General features: G+C 33.4%; 13 protein-coding genes. 7 read left to right on the top strand and 6 right to left on the bottom strand.

Annotated elements, in window-relative coordinates:
* Window positions 1–73: 73 nt before the first annotated feature.
* Window positions 74–1,342, bottom strand: coding sequence for a tetratricopeptide repeat protein (locus ACHRVX_RS02820; RefSeq protein WP_213306627.1), 1,269 nt, complete (start codon window positions 1,340–1,342; stop codon window positions 74–76).
* Window positions 1,343–1,383: 41 nt separating this feature from the next.
* The gene (gyrA, locus tag ACHRVX_RS02815; RefSeq protein ID WP_395328901.1) at window positions 1,384–4,026 is read right to left on the bottom strand and encodes a DNA gyrase subunit A; all 2,643 of its coding nucleotides are present in this window, start codon (window positions 4,024–4,026) and stop codon (window positions 1,384–1,386) included.
* A 258-nt stretch (window positions 4,027–4,284) separates the two neighbouring features.
* On the opposite strand from gyrA, the gene ACHRVX_RS02810 reads away from it, so the two are divergent.
* From ACHRVX_RS02810 to ACHRVX_RS02785, 6 genes are all read left to right on the top strand, one after another.
* On the top strand, window positions 4,285–6,834 hold the full coding sequence (locus tag ACHRVX_RS02810; RefSeq protein WP_395328898.1) for an ATP-dependent Clp protease ATP-binding subunit: 2,550 nt from the start codon (window positions 4,285–4,287) through the stop codon (window positions 6,832–6,834).
* A gap of 141 nt (window positions 6,835–6,975) precedes the next feature.
* Complete coding sequence (rimK, locus tag ACHRVX_RS02805; protein ID WP_395328895.1) at window positions 6,976–8,346, top strand: 30S ribosomal protein S6--L-glutamate ligase; 1,371 nt, start codon at window positions 6,976–6,978, stop codon at window positions 8,344–8,346.
* Between the two features lie 114 nt (window positions 8,347–8,460).
* Window positions 8,461–8,976 (top strand): DUF421 domain-containing protein, encoded by a 516-nt coding sequence (locus ACHRVX_RS02800; RefSeq protein ID WP_395328893.1) that lies wholly within the window; start codon window positions 8,461–8,463, stop codon window positions 8,974–8,976.
* A gap of 106 nt (window positions 8,977–9,082) precedes the next feature.
* On the top strand, window positions 9,083–9,418 hold the full coding sequence (locus ACHRVX_RS02795; RefSeq protein ID WP_395328890.1) for a PadR family transcriptional regulator: 336 nt from the start codon (window positions 9,083–9,085) through the stop codon (window positions 9,416–9,418).
* Window positions 9,415–10,032, top strand: a complete 618-nt coding sequence (locus tag ACHRVX_RS02790) for a hypothetical protein (protein ID WP_395328887.1) — start codon at window positions 9,415–9,417, stop codon at window positions 10,030–10,032. Before ACHRVX_RS02795 ends, ACHRVX_RS02790 begins: the two co-directional genes overlap by 4 nt.
* Complete coding sequence (locus tag ACHRVX_RS02785; protein WP_395328884.1) at window positions 10,029–11,348, top strand: serine hydrolase domain-containing protein; 1,320 nt, start codon at window positions 10,029–10,031, stop codon at window positions 11,346–11,348. Before ACHRVX_RS02790 ends, ACHRVX_RS02785 begins: the two co-directional genes overlap by 4 nt.
* Window positions 11,349–11,433: 85 nt before the next feature.
* Here ACHRVX_RS02785 and ACHRVX_RS02780 read toward each other — a convergent pair whose 3' ends face one another.
* The 4 genes from ACHRVX_RS02780 to hutH all read right to left on the bottom strand — a co-directional run bounded on the left by ACHRVX_RS02780 (window position 11,434) and on the right by hutH (window position 16,536).
* Window positions 11,434–12,789: an SMI1/KNR4 family protein gene (locus tag ACHRVX_RS02780; protein WP_395328881.1), complete on the bottom strand. Its 1,356-nt coding sequence runs from the start codon at window positions 12,787–12,789 to the stop codon at window positions 11,434–11,436.
* Between the two features lie 163 nt (window positions 12,790–12,952).
* Window positions 12,953–14,296: an anion permease gene (locus tag ACHRVX_RS02775; protein WP_395328879.1), complete on the bottom strand. Its 1,344-nt coding sequence runs from the start codon at window positions 14,294–14,296 to the stop codon at window positions 12,953–12,955.
* A 32-nt stretch (window positions 14,297–14,328) separates the two neighbouring features.
* A complete protein-coding gene (locus ACHRVX_RS02770) occupies window positions 14,329–14,973 on the bottom strand; it encodes a DUF47 domain-containing protein (protein WP_007810732.1) in 645 nt (214 codons plus the stop codon).
* A gap of 48 nt (window positions 14,974–15,021) precedes the next feature.
* On the bottom strand, window positions 15,022–16,536 hold the full coding sequence (hutH, locus tag ACHRVX_RS02765) for a histidine ammonia-lyase (RefSeq protein WP_395328875.1): 1,515 nt from the start codon (window positions 16,534–16,536) through the stop codon (window positions 15,022–15,024).
* 722 nt (window positions 16,537–17,258) lie between these two features.
* Between hutH and thrA the strand changes: the two genes are divergently transcribed.
* Window positions 17,259–19,706, top strand: a complete 2,448-nt coding sequence (thrA, locus tag ACHRVX_RS02760; protein WP_395328872.1) for a bifunctional aspartate kinase/homoserine dehydrogenase I — start codon at window positions 17,259–17,261, stop codon at window positions 19,704–19,706.
* The last annotated feature ends 15 nt before the right edge of the window (window positions 19,707–19,721 follow it).

Raw genomic sequence — 19,721 nt, 5'->3', positions numbered from 1 at the left:
ATAACTTTTAAGTATAAAAAAAACCATTCACCGCGGTGAATGGTTTTTTTGTTATTTCTAAATGTTTTTAATATTACATTGTAGCTTTTAGTGCTTTTGCTTCAGCTGTCATTTCTAACGCTTTGTAAACACCTAATAATGTTTTAGATACATCTTCGTTTTTAGGATCTAATTCATTTGCTTTTTTAAGGTAAGGAATAACTCCTTTAAAAACATTTTCTCTTTGTGCTTTCAACACATCGTAACGTTTCATATCTTTTGCAGAAGTTCCTAACTTATTCATCTCATCAATAATTGGCTTCTCAGCTTCTAATTTTAGAGCTGCAAGGTTAAGATAAGCATTTGCATAGTTTGGATTGATTTCAATCGCTTTCAAATAATATTTTTCAGCGTCAGCATTGTTTTTAGCGTTTGCACTAATAACTCCTAAGTTGAAAACTAAATCAGCATTGTTTGGATCTTTTTGTAAAGCTTCACCAACTAATTTTTTGTATGTTTCATAATCTTTAGAATCTAAATATAAGTTCGCTTCTGTAAGGATCAAAGAACTATCATCAGGATTTGCTTTTCTTGCATCTGCGATTGCTTTTTTACCTTCTTCACTACGTCCTTTCTGAACTAAAATCAAAGCTAAATTTTTGTAAATCTCACCTCTTTTAGACGGAATAGCTTCAGTTTTAGGTTTTTCGTGAGTTCCTAATTTTACAGCTAAATCTCTGTCTTTTGCATTGCTGAAATTATCTTCATTCCCAGAAATTTTATTTACTGCTAAATAATTAGTTCCTTTTCCTGAATAGTTTAATTTTTTCAATTCTTCGTACATTGGCAATGCAAGATCAAAATCCTGTGCATTTACCGCTGTTGAAGCTGCATAATATAAATTGATTGTATCTTTTTTATCTAATAAATAAGCATCATACAATTTTTTAGCTCCGTCAGCATGTTTACTAGCCTGAGAATCTGCAATAGCTGAGTTAATCAACTTTCCTTTAATATCAGTAATTGAAGTTGCGGCCTGAGTAGAATATTTTAATTTTCCTGAAGCTTTTTCAACATCAATTAATTTTTTATAGTTTTCAGCAGCAAGAGAAAGATTTTTGCTTTCGTCTGTTTTTTTGTTTGCTAAATCTAAATAAGCGTTTGCTTTCACAAAATAGAATTGAGCCTGCTCAACATCTTTGGCATTTGCCACCATATTTTCAGCATCGTTCAGGATCGTGATTGCTCCCTGAGCATCTCCTCCTTTTAACGCTTTTTCAGCACTTTTTATCTGATCTTTTTGAGCAAAAGTAGCTACTGAAATCAATAATGCTGACGCAAGTATTACATATTTACTTTTCATAGTATTCAATTTGTATATTTAATTATTGTGGTTATTAATTTTTATTCTTCAGATTCTTCTTCTTCAGCATCATCTTCGTCTTCTACTTCTTCGTCAGTGTCGTCGTCATCGTCATCTTCAACCGGACCTTCGTCTTCAAGAACTTCTAAATCAGGCTTAACTCTTTCAATCACTGACTCGATAACGTTACCATCTTCGTCAACAATAACTTCTGCAACATCATCTTTCATAACTTTTGTTACAGCAGCGATAGAATCTTTACCTTTTAGGTTAATCAATCGAACTCCCTGAGTTGCACGACCCATTACACGTAAATCTTCAATTGCCATTCTGATTGTTAATCCTGATCTGTTGATAATCATTAAATCATCAGCGTCACTTACAGCGTTTATCGAAATTAATTTTCCTGTTTTTTCTGTAATATTAAGTGTTTTCACACCTTTACCCCCACGGTTTGTAATTCTGTAAACATCTTCACCGTCGTCATCAACTAATTTAGTACGTTTACCGTATCCGTTTTCAGTTACAACTAAAATTTGAGAATCGTTTACATTGTCTTTATCAACCGTAACCATACCAATTACTTCATCAGTATCGTCTTTTAAGGTAATTCCGCGAACTCCGGAAGCTGTTCTTCCCATTGGGCGGGTTTTTGTTTCCTCAAAACGAACTAATTTACCTGATTTAACAGCTAGGATAATTTGACTTTCTCCGTTTGTTAATTTTGCTTCAAGTAATTCATCACCTTCTTTAATTGTAATTGCAGCAACACCATTAACTCTTGGTTTAGAATATTTCTCTAAAGATGTTTTCTTAACCTGACCTTTTTTAGTTACCATTACAAGATTGTGACTATTGATATAATCTTTGTCTTTTAAGTCTTGTGTACAAATGAAAGCTTTTACTTTATCATCGCTTTCAATGTTTACCAGGTTCTGAATCGCTCTTCCTTTTGCTGTTTTGCTTCCTTCAGGAATTTCGTAAACACGCATCCAGAAACATTTTCCTTTTTGCGTAAAGAACATCATATATTGGTGATTGGTGGCAACGAACATATGCTCAAGGAAATCCTGATCTCTTGTTCCTGCACTTTTTTGTCCAACTCCTCCTCTATTCTGCGTTTTATATTCGGTTAAGTTGGTACGTTTAATATAACCAGCATGCGAAATTGTAATAACTACATTTTCATCGGCAATTAAATCCTCGATACTTACATCTCCACCAGAATACTCAATTTGAGAACGACGGGCATCTCCGTATTTGTCACGAATTTCCTCCAGTTCTTCTTTAATTAAAGCAGTTCTTAAATTAACATCTTCTAATAAAGCTTTCAAATGTTCGATTAACTTCATTAATTCCTCGTATTCAGCTCTTAACTTGTCTTGTTCAAGACCTGTTAACTGACGTAAACGCATTTCAACAATCGCACGTGCCTGAATGTCAGACAATTTAAATCTTTCGATTAATTTCTCACGAGCTTCTTCTGTATTTTTCGAACCTCTTATTAAAGCAATTACTTCATCTATATTATCAGATGCAATAATTAAACCTTCTAATATATGGGCTCTTTCTTCGGCTTTACGTAACTCAAAACGAGTTCTTCGAACTACAACATCATGACGGTGCTCAATAAAATAGTGAATCATATCTTTTAGATTCAACATTTGTGGGCGACCTTTTACCAATGCAATATTATTTACACTGAAAGAAGATTGTAATGAGGTATACTTATATAAGGTATTCAAAACTACGTTTGGCGTAGCGTCACGTTTCAGGATATAAACGATACGCATACCGTTTCTGTCAGATTCGTCACGAATATTGGCAATACCTTCAATTTTTTTATCATTTACTAAATCAGCCGTACGTTTGATCATTTCGGCTTTATTTACCTGATAAGGAATCTCGGTAACAATGATACATTCTCTTCCGTCTACTTCTTCAAAACCAACTTTAGCACGCATTACAATACGTCCTCTACCGGTTTTAAATGCTTCACGAACACCTTCGTAACCATATATTATACCTCCTGTTGGAAAATCAGGAGCTTTAATATGCGTCATTAATTCGTCAATTTCAATATCGTTATTATCAAGGTATGCAAGTGTTCCGTTGATAACTTCAGTTAAATTGTGAGGCGGCATATTTGTTGCCATACCTACGGCAATTCCTGTTGCTCCGTTTATTAATAAAGTAGGAACTCTAGTAGGCATTACTTTTGGCTCATATAAAGTATCATCAAAGTTCAATTGAAAATCAACTGTTTCTTTTTCGATATCTGCCATGATGTCTTCAGAAATCTTACGCATTCTGGCCTCAGTATAACGCATTGCTGCAGGACTGTCACCATCGACAGAACCAAAGTTACCCTGACCATCCACTAATAAATAACGCATACTCCATTCCTGGGCCATACGCACCATTGCGTCATAAACTGAGGTATCTCCGTGTGGGTGATACTTACCCAAAACCTCTCCTACGATTCTCGCAGATTTTTTATGAGCTTTATTTGAAAAAACTCCTAAGTCATACATTCCGTAAAGAACTCTTCGATGCACTGGTTTCAAGCCATCTCTAACATCAGGAAGCGCTCTTGATACAATTACTGACATCGAATAATCGATGTAAGCTGATTTCATTTCATCTTCAATGTTAATAGGAATTAACTTTTCTCCTTCAGACATAAGTTGTTATGTTTAAATAATTATATTAGTTTCAAAGCGTGCCAAGATACGTTTTTTTGGAATTTTTTCAGCTATTTACCTACACTAATTTCAATGATTTATTAACAACTTTATTTATCCTTTTAGTTAATAAATTAAGCGTTTTTTAACGCTTTTATTGTTATTTTTTTTGTCTCTTAGCTGTCAGGAGTTCCTTAAGGGTATGGTTTTTGTTTTTCAAACACTAATTCACTAAATTTACAATACCAATTATATATTATGGATGATAATTTTTCACCAAGAGTAAAAGATGTTATTACCTACAGTAAAGAGGAAGCCTTACGTTTGGGTCACGACTTTATTGGTACTGAACATCTAATGCTAGGCATTTTAAGGGATGGAAACGGAAAAGCTATTCATATACTTAATAACCTTGCAGTCGATTTAGACCATTTACGCAGGAAGGTAGAAATACTGAGTCCGGCCAATCAAAGCGTTGAAGTAAATGCCGAAAAGAAAAATCTTCATCTTACGCGACAGGCGGAACGAGCACTGAAGACAACCTTTCTTGAAGCTAAAGTATTTCAGAGCTCGTCAATTAGCACGGCGCACCTGCTTTTATGCATCTTACGAAACGAAAACGATCCAACAACCAAGCTGTTGAATAAGCTAAAAATAGATTATGACATAGCTAAAGAACAATATTTAAATATGACTCCAAACGAAGAAGAATTCTTAGAAAACTTACCAAGAAACGAATCGTATAATGATGATTCAGGACAAGATGACAGTCTTAAAGAAAGTAGTTTCAACAATCCAGCCAATAAGTCAAACAAAAAATCAAAGACTCCGGTTTTAGATAATTTTGGGAGAGATTTAACAGAAATGGCAGAAGAAGGAAAACTTGATCCTGTGGTAGGACGCGAAAAAGAAATTGAACGTGTTTCTCAAATCCTGAGCCGTAGAAAAAAGAACAATCCTCTTTTAATTGGAGAACCAGGTGTGGGTAAATCTGCTATTGCAGAAGGACTTGCACTGCGTATTATCCAGAAAAAAGTTTCTCGTATTCTTTTCAACAAGCGTGTAGTTACTCTTGATCTTGCCAGTTTAGTAGCAGGAACAAAATACCGTGGTCAGTTTGAAGAAAGAATGAAAGCCGTTATGAATGAGCTGGAGAAAAACGACGACATCATTCTTTTCATTGATGAAATTCACACTATTGTAGGTGCTGGCGGAGCAACAGGTTCTCTTGATGCTTCAAACATGTTCAAACCTGCATTAGCAAGAGGTGAAATCCAATGTATTGGTGCTACCACTCTTGACGAATACAGACAATATATTGAGAAAGACGGTGCGCTTGAAAGACGTTTCCAAAAAGTAATTGTTGAACCAACATCTGTTGAAGAAACTATTGCTATTTTGAACAACATTAAAGACAAATATGAAGATCACCACAATGTAACGTATACTCAGGAAGCCATTGAAGCTTGTGTTAAATTAACAAACAGATATATGTCTGAGCGTTTTTTACCGGACAAAGCTATTGATGCTCTTGACGAAGCAGGTTCTCGCGTACACATTACCAATATTGATGTTCCTAAACAAATTCTTGATTTAGAACGCCAGTTAGAAGAAGTGCGTGAAAACAAAAACATGGTAGTCAAAAAACAAAAATATGAAGAGGCTGCCAAACTTCGTGATGACGAAAAACGTATTGAAAAAGATCTGGCTGTTGCACAAGAACAATGGGAAGAAGATTCTAAAAACAACAGAATTGAAGTTACAGAAGATAATGTAGCCGATGTTGTGTCTATGATGACCGGAATTCCAGTGAACAGAATTGCACAAACAGAAAGTAATAAATTAGCCAAATTACCTGAATTAATTCAGAACAAAGTAATTGGTCAAAACGAAGCAGTTTTAAAAATTGCACGTTCGATCCAACGTAACAGAGCCGGACTTAAAGATCCTAACAAACCAATTGGTTCGTTTATTTTCTTAGGTCAGACCGGAGTTGGTAAAACACAATTAGCAAAGGTTTTAGCAAAAGAATTATTTGATTCTGAAGATGCGTTAGTTCGTATTGACATGAGCGAATACATGGAGAAATTTGCGATCTCTCGTTTAGTTGGAGCGCCTCCGGGATATGTAGGATATGAAGAAGGTGGACAATTGACTGAAAAAGTCCGCAGAAAACCATATTGCGTAGTACTTTTAGATGAGATTGAAAAAGCGCATCCTGATGTATTTAACATGATGCTTCAGGTTCTTGATGATGGATATTTGACTGATAGTTTAGGTCGCAAAATCGACTTTAAAAACACGATTATTATCATGACATCAAATGTTGGAGCACGTCAGTTAAAAGATTTTGGACAAGGTGTAGGATTTGGAACTGCTGCAAAAGTGGCTCAGGCCGATGAAAACTCAAAAAGTATTATCGAAAACGCATTGAAGAAAACTTTTGCTCCTGAGTTCTTAAACAGAATTGATGATGTAATCGTATTCAACGCATTAGAGAAACATGATATTGATTTGATTATCGAAATCGAACTTGCAAAACTGTATTCCCGCGTTTCTGAATTAGGATACAAATTAAAACTTACTGATAAAGCAAAAGCTTTTATTGCAGAGAAAGGTTTCGACAGACAATTTGGTGCAAGACCTCTAAAAAGAGCGATTCAAAAATATGTTGAAGATTTGTTAGCCGAAGAAATCATAACCTCAAAAATACATTCAGGTGATGAAATCTTAATGGATCTGAAAGATGATGATTCTCAGGAACTTTCGGTAGAAATACACAAAGCCGAAGAACCAACAAATCAATAAAGTAGTTTACGTTTATAACAAATTTAATTTACCCGTTACGTTTTCATAACATAACGGGTATTTTTTTTAGATAAATTACTACCTTTAGTAAAAGCAAATAGCTATTTTTGGCTATTAAATTCTATAAAAAAATAATTACGTATGCTTCAAAACAAAGTCATTTTAGGTAGTGAAGAATGGTGCGCATTTCCAGAACTAGGAATCCCAACAATCAAAGCTCGTGTTGATTCTGGTGCTAAAACTTCGGCAATGCACGCTATAAACATAGCTCCTTTTATAAAAAATGATGCCAATTGGGTGAAATTTGATATTAATCCAATTCAGAATAATATTAAAACCATCATTCATTGCGAAGCTCCGTTGGTTGATAAAAGAATTGTAAAAAGTTCAAGCGGTTTTAGAGAACATCGCTATGTAATCCAGACCAGCATAAAACTTGGCGATGTAAAATGGCCAATTGAAATGACTTTGACCAATCGTGACTCAATGGGTTTCAGAATGCTTTTAGGTCGTGAAGCTATGAGCGGACGTGTATTAGTTGATCCTGAAGAAAAATACATGTTAGGACAACCTTCTGCAGAAGCATTAAAAGAATTATACCAAAATTCAGAAAAAGCAACTTCAGGTTTGCGAATTGGACTTTTAGCCAGTAATCCTGAATTGTACAGCAACAAAAGAATCATGGAAGCGGGTGAAATGCGCGGTCATGAAATGCATTTTTTGAACATCAAGGAATGTTACATGAAACTGGATGCAAAAACACCGGAAATTCATTATCGAGGTGGAAAAATCCTAAATCAATTTGATGCGATTATTCCAAGAATCCGACCAAGTATTACTTTTTACGGTTGTGCATTAACGCGTCAGTTCGAAGCTTTAAAAGTTTTCGTTTTAAACTCGGCTTCCGCCATAACGCAATCGCGGGATAAATTATATTCATTACAATTGCTTTTGAATAGCGGAATTGATATTCCAACAACTGGTTTTGCTAATTCTCCTTTGGATACTGATAATTTGATCAAAATGGTTGGAGGCTCGCCTTTAATCGTAAAATTACTGGAAGGAACGCAAGGAAAAGGTGTTGTTTTAGCCGAAACCAAAAAAGCCGCAGAAAGTGTTATCAACGCTTTTAAAAGTTTAAATGCAAACATTCTGGTTCAGGAATTTATCAAAGAAGCAAACGGAAAAGATATTCGTTGTTTTGTAATTGACGGAAAAGTAGTTGCTGCAATTCAGCGTGAAGCAATGCCCGGAGAATTCAGGGCAAACATTCACCTTGGAGGAACAGCATCTGTGATAAAAGTTACTGCCGAAGAAAAAAGAATCGCTATAAAGGCAGCAAAAGCAATGGACTTAAAAGTTGCGGGAGTTGATATTATTCGTTCTTCAAAAGGTCCATTATTACTTGAAGTGAACTCTTCTCCGGGACTTGAAGGAATTGAAGGCGCAACAAATAAAGATATTGCCGGAGAAATGATCAGAGCAATCGAGAAGAATTTTAAGCTGTCTTAATTTCTCATTCTATACTATTATTCATTTAGACTTAATGTCTGAAAATTAATTTAGCAGCTTTGTCAAAGTTTTGAAACTTTGACAAAGCTTTTTTTAAATCTAAACCTTAAAAATATGGTGTTTCCTTATTTAGATATTATTTTAAGAAGTGCGGCAGTTTATTTTTTCATGACAATTGCGTTGAGAATCTTCGGCAAAAAAGAACTTTCGCAATTAAATACTGCCGACATTATCTTAATTCTATTAATTAGTAACTCGGTACAAAATGCCATGGTTGGACCTGACACAAGTCTGTGGGGAGGTTTAGTCGCTGCTTTGGTTCTATTTATAATCAACTTTGTAATCAAAAAGCTGACACATAAATACAAAATCCTTAACGATTTACTTTTAGACAAACCTGAAATTTTAATTCACGACGGAAAACTGGATTTTGACGCTTTAAGCAAATTAGACATTTCGCACGATGAATTAAAAGAAGCGATGCGTGAACATGGTTTAGAACATTTTACTGATGTAAAGCTTTGTATGTTAGAAATTGACGGTACAATTAGTGTTATTTCTGAAGATAAAAAACACCTCAAACAAACCCATTACAAGCGAAAACATAATCATAAAAATTTCAGAAAATAACTCAAAACGCATCTAAAGAACTGATAATCAAACAAAAATGCTTTAGATATAAAAAATTATAGCTATATACTTTGTTATACTATGTATTTTGTTATACATTTACCAAATGAATGAAACATTTGTAACAAATTGGAAATCACAGGTAAAGAAAGGTACACTAACTTTCATTATCCTGAACGTACTCAAAAATAATGAGTACTATGGTTATGAACTTATAGAACAAATAAGGAAACATACCGAAATAGAAATCGCTGAAGGAACTCTTTATCCTTTGATGAACCGGCTAAAAACTGAAGAACTTGTTGATTCAAAATGGGTCGAACAAGAAACAGGAATTCCCCGAAAATATTATGCATTAACCGAAGCCGGAATCGAAACTTTAAGTCAGATGAATATCTACTGGGAGAATCTGGAAAAATCAATCAAAAAAATCATTCAATGAAAATAGAAGACATCAAATTCGAACAAAAAGCTTCGCAGAGAATTTATAATGATTACATGAAGCGCGTTAAAAAAGTAACTTCATCGTTATCAAAAATCAATCAGGATGATATTTATATGGAATTCAACAGCCATATTTATGAATCTATTCAACATAGAAATAACACGAACGAAATAGATTCGCTTTTAGATATTATCGAGAAATTAGGAATTCCTGAGGAAGTTTTAAAACCTCTTATCGCGGATAAAAAACTGGAACAGGCAACAAAAACATTTAATCCTGTTCATGTTTTCAAAGCATTGATATTAAATTTCACTAATGGCGTTTCGTATGTATTTTTCTTTGTTTTATACCTTTTCCTTTTTGGTTTTGTCTTCCTGATTTTTGCCAAAATATTCTATCCGTCACTTGTTGGATTGCATATTAAACCCCATTCTTATTCTGTATTTATACTCGGAATAGTGAATCCTGAAAGTCAGCTAAAGAAAGAAACTATAGAAATTCTGGGCAATTGGTTTATTCCTGTCATGTTACTTTCAATCGTATTATTTTATTTTCTAATCACCCTATTATTAAAATTCAAAAAATCAATCAATCAAAAAACCTTATCATGAAAAAAATTATTATTGCCAGTTTATTAGCCCTTATCACTGCGAGCGGGTTCAGTCAAAATTTTAATCCTCAAAGATTAGACAGTTTATTTCTTCTTTTAGAAAAGAATAATAAATTCATGGGAAGCATCGCCATATCTGAAAATGGAAAAACGATCTACACAAAATCAATTGGTTTTGATGATATTAGCACTTCAAAAAAATCAAGCGTAAATACAAAATACAGGATTGGTTCTATTTCTAAAACTTTTACTGCATCGCTTATTTTTAAAGCTGTTGAAGAGAAAAAAATCAATTTAAACGAAACTATTGACAAATATTTTCCAACACTAAAAAATGCAAAAACCATTACAATTAGCAATTTATTAAACCACAGAAGCGGAGTTTATGACTTTACAAGTGATACTGATTATTTAAAATGGAATACAGAATATCAGTCAAGAGCTAAAATGATTGAAAGAATTGCTGCCGGAGCTGTAACTTTTGAACCTGACACAAAAGGTCAATACAGCAATTCTAACTATATTTTATTATCCTATATTCTGGAAGACATTTATAAAAAACCTTATGGCGATATTTTAAATCAACAAATCGTTAAGCCTCTAAAATTAAAAAACACTTATTTAGGAGGTAAAATAAATTTACAAAACAACGAATCCTTTTCTTATAGCTTAACAGGGAAATGGGAGAATGAAAAAGAAACTGATATGTCGATTCCGCTTGGTGCCGGAGCCATAGTTTCCAACCCAACTGATTTAAATTCATTTATCGAAAGTCTTTTTGCGGGTAAAATTATTTCAATTGAACATTTAAATCAAATGAAAACTATAAAAGACAAATACGGAATGGGGATTTTTGAGTATACTTCTTTCGAAAGAAAAGCTTATGGTCACAATGGAGGAATTGACGGTTTTAGATCAGTTTTAAACTATTTTCCAACTGAAAAACTAGCAATAGCTATCACCTCAAACGGAGCAATGGGTTACGACAATAATAATATCTTACAATGCGCTTTAAGTTCTTATTTCAATAAGCCTTTTGCATTACCTGCTTTTAGCAATTTTACTGTTGCTCCTGAAACCTTAGATTCTTATTTAGGAACATATGCAAGTTTACAAATCCCAATAAAAATAACCATTTCTAAAAAGGACAATGTAATGATCGCTCAGGCAACAGGGCAGCCTTCTTTCCCGCTGGAAGCTACTGCTGTTAATATCTTCAAATTTGACGCTGCAGGCGTTGTGCTTCAGTTTTATAATGATAAAAAAGAAATGATTTTAAAACAAGGCGGAAAAGATTATTTGTTCACTAAAGAATAATTCAAAAATTTAATCCAATAAAAAAGCTAGTTTCAATATTTGAAACTAGCTTTTTTATTTCGTAAATTGCTATATATCGCTATAATCAAATTTTGATTTTCTTTATAGTATTATTATTTAAACCAAAAGATTTAAGTCTGTGATTTAGATTTACGAGAATGTAATCCTGTTCTTTTGGAAATTTTTCGGCTATAAACTTATAATGCTCTAAAAGCCTTTGATCTTCTACTCCGTCTAAGGCTTGCAATACGGTGTGAATAACTCTATTTGAATCATCTCCTAACCCATTAATAAATGTTGTGATATAATTACTTTTATTCTCTAATTGACCAAGCGAATAATAAGCATTCACTCTTATTTCTTCCTCTTTTTTTAAAGTATAAGGAACAATAATATCACCGTAATCAAGATTCATTTCTTTTAACAAATAAGTGCAAAATCGAAAAGTTTCGATATCACTTATTCTTTCAACATTGTTCTTAATAAAATCCAGCCAATCTGAACTTTTGTCTTTTGCGTACCAAAACACAAACTGAAAAACCGCCAATAAATTCTTTTGCGTAAAATCATTTAAATAAGGAAAAGCTCTTTCATAATCAAACTTAGTAAGTATTTGAAGTACTATTTTTTGAATTTCATCAACACTTAATTTATATTGTTCCTCCAGAATATCCAAAGTTTCTAAATCAAGTTGTTCCTTTTTTAAGATCCCATTCAAACATTCGATTTTAGTGTCATTTTCATTGGTAGAAAAATATACTTCTAAAATATAATTTGACGTTCCCCCTAATGTATATTCAAATAAATCAGGCTCAAGCATCTGTATATTTTCCGGAATGATTTCGTCAAGCCATCTTTCATACCACTCTAAAAAATTGGATTCAAAAGCAAAATACGGTTTTTGAATGTCCATATCAACATTTACAATTTTTCCTTTAAATTCTCCATTTAAAACAAGTGCATGATAATAAGAACAACCCTGAGTACCAATAGGTAATAATCCTGAAAATATTTTCGCAAATTCAACATCAAAATCTTCCTCAGATATATCGTCATTGTCATCAATATTTTTTGTCAGTTCTGCCCAAAATTCATTTGTCATTTTTGGGTGCAACCTACAATCTTGTTTTAGATATTCTTTTGTATTTTCAGAAATAAATTCATCTACATTTTTACCTAAAGGATAAATTCCGTAAGAAGGTCCGGCGGCAGAATTTCCGAATGAAATTCCACCATTCCCAATGCGTAATAAAAATGCTTTATAAGATTCCGGAAGTTCTAAATCATATTCTTTTTCAAATTCTGAAATTTGATCTTTATTTACTGGTTCGCCTAAAATATATTGGTGACTTTCTGCGCCAAATACCTGTAAATCTGTATCATTATTTTTTGCAATAATTAACTTCTTTTTAATTCTTTCTATTTGATTTATTCCCTCCATTTTAAGCTTGATTTCTCATTATTTCAATGTAAATATAAATACATTATCATTTTAAAACAATAAATATCATCCAGCAAAAAAGCCAGTTTCAATAAAGAAACTGGCTTTTTTATATGTTTTAAAAATGCAATTTTAATTCTCACATTCTACAAATATCATTTTACTATTTAATAAAAACACTTAACAGAAAATAAACAATTCCTGCTAAAAGAGCTGAAATAGGAATCGTTAATATCCACGCCCAAATTAAACTTACAGTAACTCCCCAACGAACGGCTGAAACACGTTTTGTTAATCCAACCCCAATGATAGAACCTGTAATTGTATGTGTTGTACTTACCGGAATTTTTAAATGCTCTGTAAAATAAAGTGTCAAAGCACCGGCAGTTTCAGCAGCAACACCTTCAAATGAAGTTACTTTTGTGATTTTAGAACCCATTGTTTTCACAATTTTCCAACCACCACTTAAAGTTCCCGCAGCAATTGCAGAATAACACGCTAACGGAATCCAAGCTGGCATTTTAAACTCACCGCTATCTGAAGGAAGTACAACATCTAACCAGGAATCCATATGAATACCCGGATTTGCATGAATATAAACCGCTACAGCAGCAGCAATAATACCCATTACTTTTTGAGAATCATTTCCACCATGTCCTAAACTGAAAGCAGCAGAAGACAATAATTGCATTTTTTTCAAAGCCGCATCTGCCTGATGAAGATTTAAGCTGCTAAATATCAAACAAAAAGCACTTACTGTTAAGATGATAAAAGCAACTAAAAACCATTTAATATTATGAGGTTCAAAAGCAACACTCCAAAAAACAGAAGATATAAAACGCGGTTTATGTCCATCTTTTACAATCTCTTCATAAGGAATCATTAGACTACTTACAAGCCATATGGTACCAATCATTAAAGCGACTGTGAATATTTTAGGATAAATACTTTTTCGAGATGCGTTTAATAACCAGATTGAAATTAAATATGATGCAAATGCTCCTAATAAAGGTGCTAAAACTATAAAAGCAATAATAATAAGAACTCCTGAAGGCATTCCGCCATCTTTTCCTGCTTTGTACCAACTGACTATTTGATACCAATAATGTGTTGTACCGTCTGCACCAACATAACCTGAAAAACCGTGTACTGCAATTGCATGAGCAATAGCTGCTCCCGCAAAACCACCTATTAAAGTGTGGGATGAACTTGACGGAATCCCTAACCACCAGGTTAATAAATTCCAGCAAATCGCTGCAATAACACCGGCAAGAATTACAACAAGATCGATCTGCATTGTGTCTGCTGTTTTTGCAACAGTATCTGCAACACCAAAACCGAAAACCCAATATGCCAAAAAGTTAAAAAATGCTGCCCAAAGAACCGCCTGAAAAGGCGTTAAAACCTTTGTAGCAACAACTGTTGCAATAGCATTTGCCGCATCATGAAAACCATTGATGTAATCAAAAATTAAGGCTAATACTATAATAATTATAAGTAGCGTCATAAATTATAACTTCAGAATGAAATAAATTGAATTTAAGAATGTTTTACAGAAATAGATTCCAGTATGTTTGCAACACTCTTACATTTATCTGTTGCTGATTCTAAAACAGATAACACCTCTTTATATTTAATAATATTTTTAGCGTCTGTTTCGTTTTCAAAAATTTCAAAAACTGCTTTGTTATAAACGTTATCTGACTTGTTTTCTAATTTATTAATTCTCGCACAAGCGTCTTTAATAACTTTGAAATTCTTTAAATTTCTCAATTCTTTTACAGCACTATCAATATTTTGACAAGCTTCAAGATTGATTTCAGTCATTTTTCTGATTGATTTTGTGATCTTATCAACCTGATACAATCTCATTCTGCTTGCTGCTCCGTGCAAATAATCTGCAACGTTATCAATAGAAGTAATCAATGTGTGAATATCCTCTCTGTCAAACGGAGTAATGAAATTTCTACTCAATTCAAGATTGGTTTGACGGGTAATGTCTTCTCCTTTTTGCTCTAATTCGTCAATTTTCTGAAAAAGAACTTCTCTTTCTTTCAAAGGAAGATTTACAGCTTCGTGTAAATTAGAAGCTAATTCAATTAAATTGCTTGAAGCTTCTTCAAAAAGTGGAAAGAATTTCTTGTCTTTCGGCACTAAAAATTGGAAAATACTGTTTATTGACATTTTTATATTTTTGATAGCGCAAAATTACTTCATTAATACTTTACAATGTTAAGCCATTGTTAACAAATCGTTTTCAATTTGGAAACTATCAAGGAATGCAACGGTGTTTTCAATGTCATAATGCAAGATCCTGTCTTCTTTAACAAGCGGCACAACTTCTCTGTAACTGCTCAAAAACATCTCAATAAAATCACTTGATTTCAAAGGTTCTCTGTAGGCAATTGCCTGTGAAGCATTCAACAATTCTATCGCTAAAATACGCTCTAAATTATTTAAAACACGTAACGCTTTTGTAGCTCCGTTTGCTCCCATACTTACATGATCTTCCTGTCCGTTACTTGATACAATACTATCTACACTTGCCGGAGTTGCCAATTGTTTGTTTTGACTTGCGATACTTGCCGCAGTATATTGTGGAATCATTAATCCGGAATTTAATCCCGGATTATCAACTAAAAATGCCGGAAGATTACGCAATCCTGAAATCAGCTGATAGGTTCTTCTTTCAGAAATACTTCCTAATTCAGCCAAAGCAATTGCCATGAAATCTAAGGCTAAAGCCAAAGGCTGTCCGTGGAAATTTCCTCCTGAAATGATCTGATCTGCTTCAATAAATATATTTGGATTATCGGTAACCGAATTAATCTCTGTTTTAAATACTTTTCGAACATAATCAATCGCATCTTTTGATGCTCCGTGAACTTGTGGCATACAACGGAAGGAATACGGATCCTGAACGTGTTTTTTCTCCTGAGCAATAATTTCACTTCCTTCCAGAAATTCATTAATACGCTGCGCGGTAATAATTTGTCCTTTATGCGGACGTATATAATGTATCAATTCGTTAAAAGGTTCGCTTCTTCCGTCAAAACCTTCTAAAGAAATCGTCCCGATCAAATCTGCCAAATACGAATATTTGTACGCTTTTATCAAAATATGCGCTCCGTAAGCACTCATAAACTGAGTTCCGTTTAATAATGCCAAACCTTCTTTTGATTGTAAAACGATTGGTTCCCAGCCAAAATGTTTTAAAACTTCTGCCGAAGCTACTTTTTTTCCTTCAAACCAAACTTCACCTTCACCTAATAATGGTAAAGATAAATGTGCCAAAGGTGCTAAATCACCAGAAGCTCCTAATGAACCCTGAGTGTAAATAACAGGTAAAATATCATTGTTGTAAAAATCAATTAAACGATCTACCGTTTGCAATTGAATTCCTGAATGACCGTAGCTTAATGATTGAATTTTAAGCAACAACATTAGTTTTACAATTTCAGACGGAACTTCTTCACCGGTTCCGCAAGCATGCGACTTTACCAAGTTTTCCTGAAGCTGCGATAAATTTTCATTAGAGATTTTCACATTACAAAGTGACCCGAATCCTGTATTGATTCCATAAATAGGTTCAGAATGTGACGCCATTTTTTTATCTAAATAATCACGGCATTTCTGAACATTTACTTTTGCTTCCTCTGATAATTCAAGTGTTTTTTGATTCACTATTATTTCTTGTAAAGCTTCTAAACTTAATGTTTCAGTACTTATATAATGGATTTCTCTCATGGTGTCTCTAATTTAAGACATCAAAAATCAGCAAATCAATATTAAAAAGCAACATTTGTTCATAATAATTAAAAATTAGTCAATTCCAATTCCTGACTTTTAGCTATTTCATAATCCTTATCAGGCAAAAAATCAACTCTTTAATTTATAAGAATTGAATTATAAATTTTTAAGATTCTGCTTCAAAAATATTTCCTACTTACCATATAGGATAAAATCACTAAGTTTTTAAGTCATTTTTATATTGAAATTACCATTGTCACGATTTCAGCACCTTCATAAAAAGCCCTAAATATAGGAATACGTCATCTTTAACTATTTAATTTTACAAAATACTCAATATTGCTTTGGTGGGAATTGAATTATTAAAATATTCGCAAAAAGAAAATTAGAGTTTTTAACTTTTATAAAAAACTGTACTTTTGAAAAACCAAAATGAAAAGTAACAGCGTAAAATATCAATCTTCGATATCAACTCAAACAAGAGTTGCAATAACTGCTACAACAATTTCTACTACAACAACTACTACCCCTTAGGGGTATACATTTTACATATAATCCTGGTTATCTATACTTTTTTTCCTGAAAGAAGAAAGGCTTTGGATACATAAAAAACATCTATAAAGAAAAAAAATAGTCACGGTTTTCAGTTTCAGTTCACAGGTGATAACCTTTGAAACGTTGTTACTCAAAATCTTTGCACCTTATTAAAAAACATAAAAATGAAAGTATTAAAATTTGGCGGAACTTCGGTTGCCAATGCTCAAAATATAAAACTTGTTCTTGAAATTATAAACCAGAATTCTCAACAGGATAAATTAGTTGTTGTTGTTTCGGCGTTAAGCAAAGTGACAGATTTACTACAATCAGCAGCAGCAAAAGCGGCAGCAAACGACGAAAGCTTTAGAGATATCGTTGCCGAAATTGAGAAAAAACACCTTGATACATTAAAAGAATTAATTCCTGTAAGTGAACAAAGCAGCTTATTAAGTCATATAAAAAGAATCATTAACCATCTTGAAACATTGTTAGATGGCTGCTTTTTATTGGGCGAATTATCACCAAGAACTGCTGATACAATTTTAAGTTTTGGCGAATTACTTTCATCCTATATTATCGCTCAGGCCTATCAGCAAATTGATAAAAGTGTTGTTTATAAAGACAGCCGCGAAATAATAAAAACCAATAATAATTTTGGAAAAGCACTTGTAAACTTTGAAGTGTCAAACCAATTAATAAAAGAATATTTTGACGAAAATAAATCGAAAATAAATATTTTACCTGGATTTATATCACAAACTACTGACGGAATCACCACTACTTTAGGTCGTGGAGGTTCTGATTATACTGCAGCAATTATTGCCGGAGCACTTGAAGCCGAACAACTTGAAATCTGGACTGATGTAAACGGAATGTTTACTGCCAACCCAAAAATTGTAAAACAAGCACAGCCAATTGCTACAATATCATATCAGGAAGCGATGGAATTATCGCATTTTGGTGCAAAAGTGCTGTATCCGCCAACGATTCAGCCTGTTTTAAGAAAAAATATTCCCATTTTAATCAAAAATACTTTTGAGCCGGAAGCCGAAGGAACTTTAATTTCAAATCATGTTTCCTCAAAAGATACTGTTGTAAAAGGAATCAGCCATATCGATAATATTTCGCTGGTCACTCTTGAAGGTCCGGGAATGATTGGAGTTTCGGGTTCATCAAAACGTTTGTTTGAAGTATTGTCACAGGAAAAAATCAACGTTATTTTTATTACTCAGGCTTCTTCTGAGCATTCAATTTGTATCGGAATTTTAAATTCGGATGCTGAAAATGCCGAAAATGCCATTAATAAAGCTTTTGAAGTAGAAATTCTTCAAAACAAAATTGATCCCGCGATTGTTGAGAAAGATCTTTGCATTATTGCCCTTGTTGGTGAAAATATGAAAAATCACCAGGGTTTAAGCGGTAGAATGTTTAGTACTTTAGGAAAAAACAACGTAAATATTCGTGCCATTGCGCAAGGTGCATCTGAACGTAATATCTCGACTGTTATCAACGAAAGAGACGTTAAAAAAGCATTGAATACTTTACACGAAAACTTCTTTGAGGAAAACACAAAACAGCTGAACTTATTTGTAATGGGAGTTGGAAATGTAGGTGAAAAATTCATCGAACAAATTCACAATCAGAAGAAATTCTTAAAAGATAATTTAAAAATAAACGTTCGTGTAATCGCGCTGTCAAACTCCAGAAAAATGCTTTTTGACGAAGAAGGAATTTCTTTAAAAGATTGGAAAGAAACTTTAGACAAAGGCGAACATGCTATTCCAACAGAATTTATTGCGCGTGCCAAAGAACTGAATTTACGTAATAGTATTTTTGTTGACATTACAGCAAATTCAAGTGTTGCCGAAACTTATGAAAAATTCTTAAAAGAAAGTATTGCGGTTGTAACCTGTAATAAAATTGCGTGTTCATCTGCTTACGACAATTATAAAAAACTAAAAAACTTATCCCGTCAATATAATGCTCCATTTTTGTTTGAAACCAATGTTGGCGCAGGATTACCAATTATAGATACAGTAAAAAACCTAATTGCTTCCGGCGACGAAGTACATAAAATCCAGGCAGTTTTATCAGGAAGTCTGAACTTTATTTTCAATAATTTTGACGATAATAATTCTTTTCACGATGTTGTAAAAGAAGCCGGAGTTCAGGGATTTACAGAACCGGACCCAAAAATTGACTTAAGCGGAGTTGATGTTGCCCGCAAAATCCTGATTTTAATTCGTGAAAGCGGTTATGAAATGGATATTGAAGCAATTGAAAATGAGTCATTCCTGCCAGCCGAATGTTTAGCGACAACAAACAATGAAGACTTTTTTGCTTCGTTAATCAAACACGCGCCACATTTTGAAAACATTTACAAAGAAGCTTTAGCCAAAGATTCAAGATTAAAATACGTAGCCAAATTCGAAAACGGAAAAGCAAGCGTAGGATTACAATTCATCCCAAAAGATCATCCGTTTTACAATCTTGAAGGAAAAGACAATATCGTCCTTTTCTACACAGATCGTTACGTAGATCAGCCTTTATTGATCAAAGGCGCCGGTGCCGGAGCTGCAGTAACAGCATCAGGAATTTTTGCGGATGTAATTCGCATTGGAAACGTTTAGTAAGGTGCAAAGGCA

The organism is Flavobacterium sp. FlaQc-47 (assembly GCF_044006475.1).
In the GTDB taxonomy this organism is placed as follows: Bacteria; Bacteroidota; Bacteroidia; order Flavobacteriales; family Flavobacteriaceae; genus Flavobacterium.
This window is presented reverse-complemented; position numbering and strand designations above follow the sequence as displayed.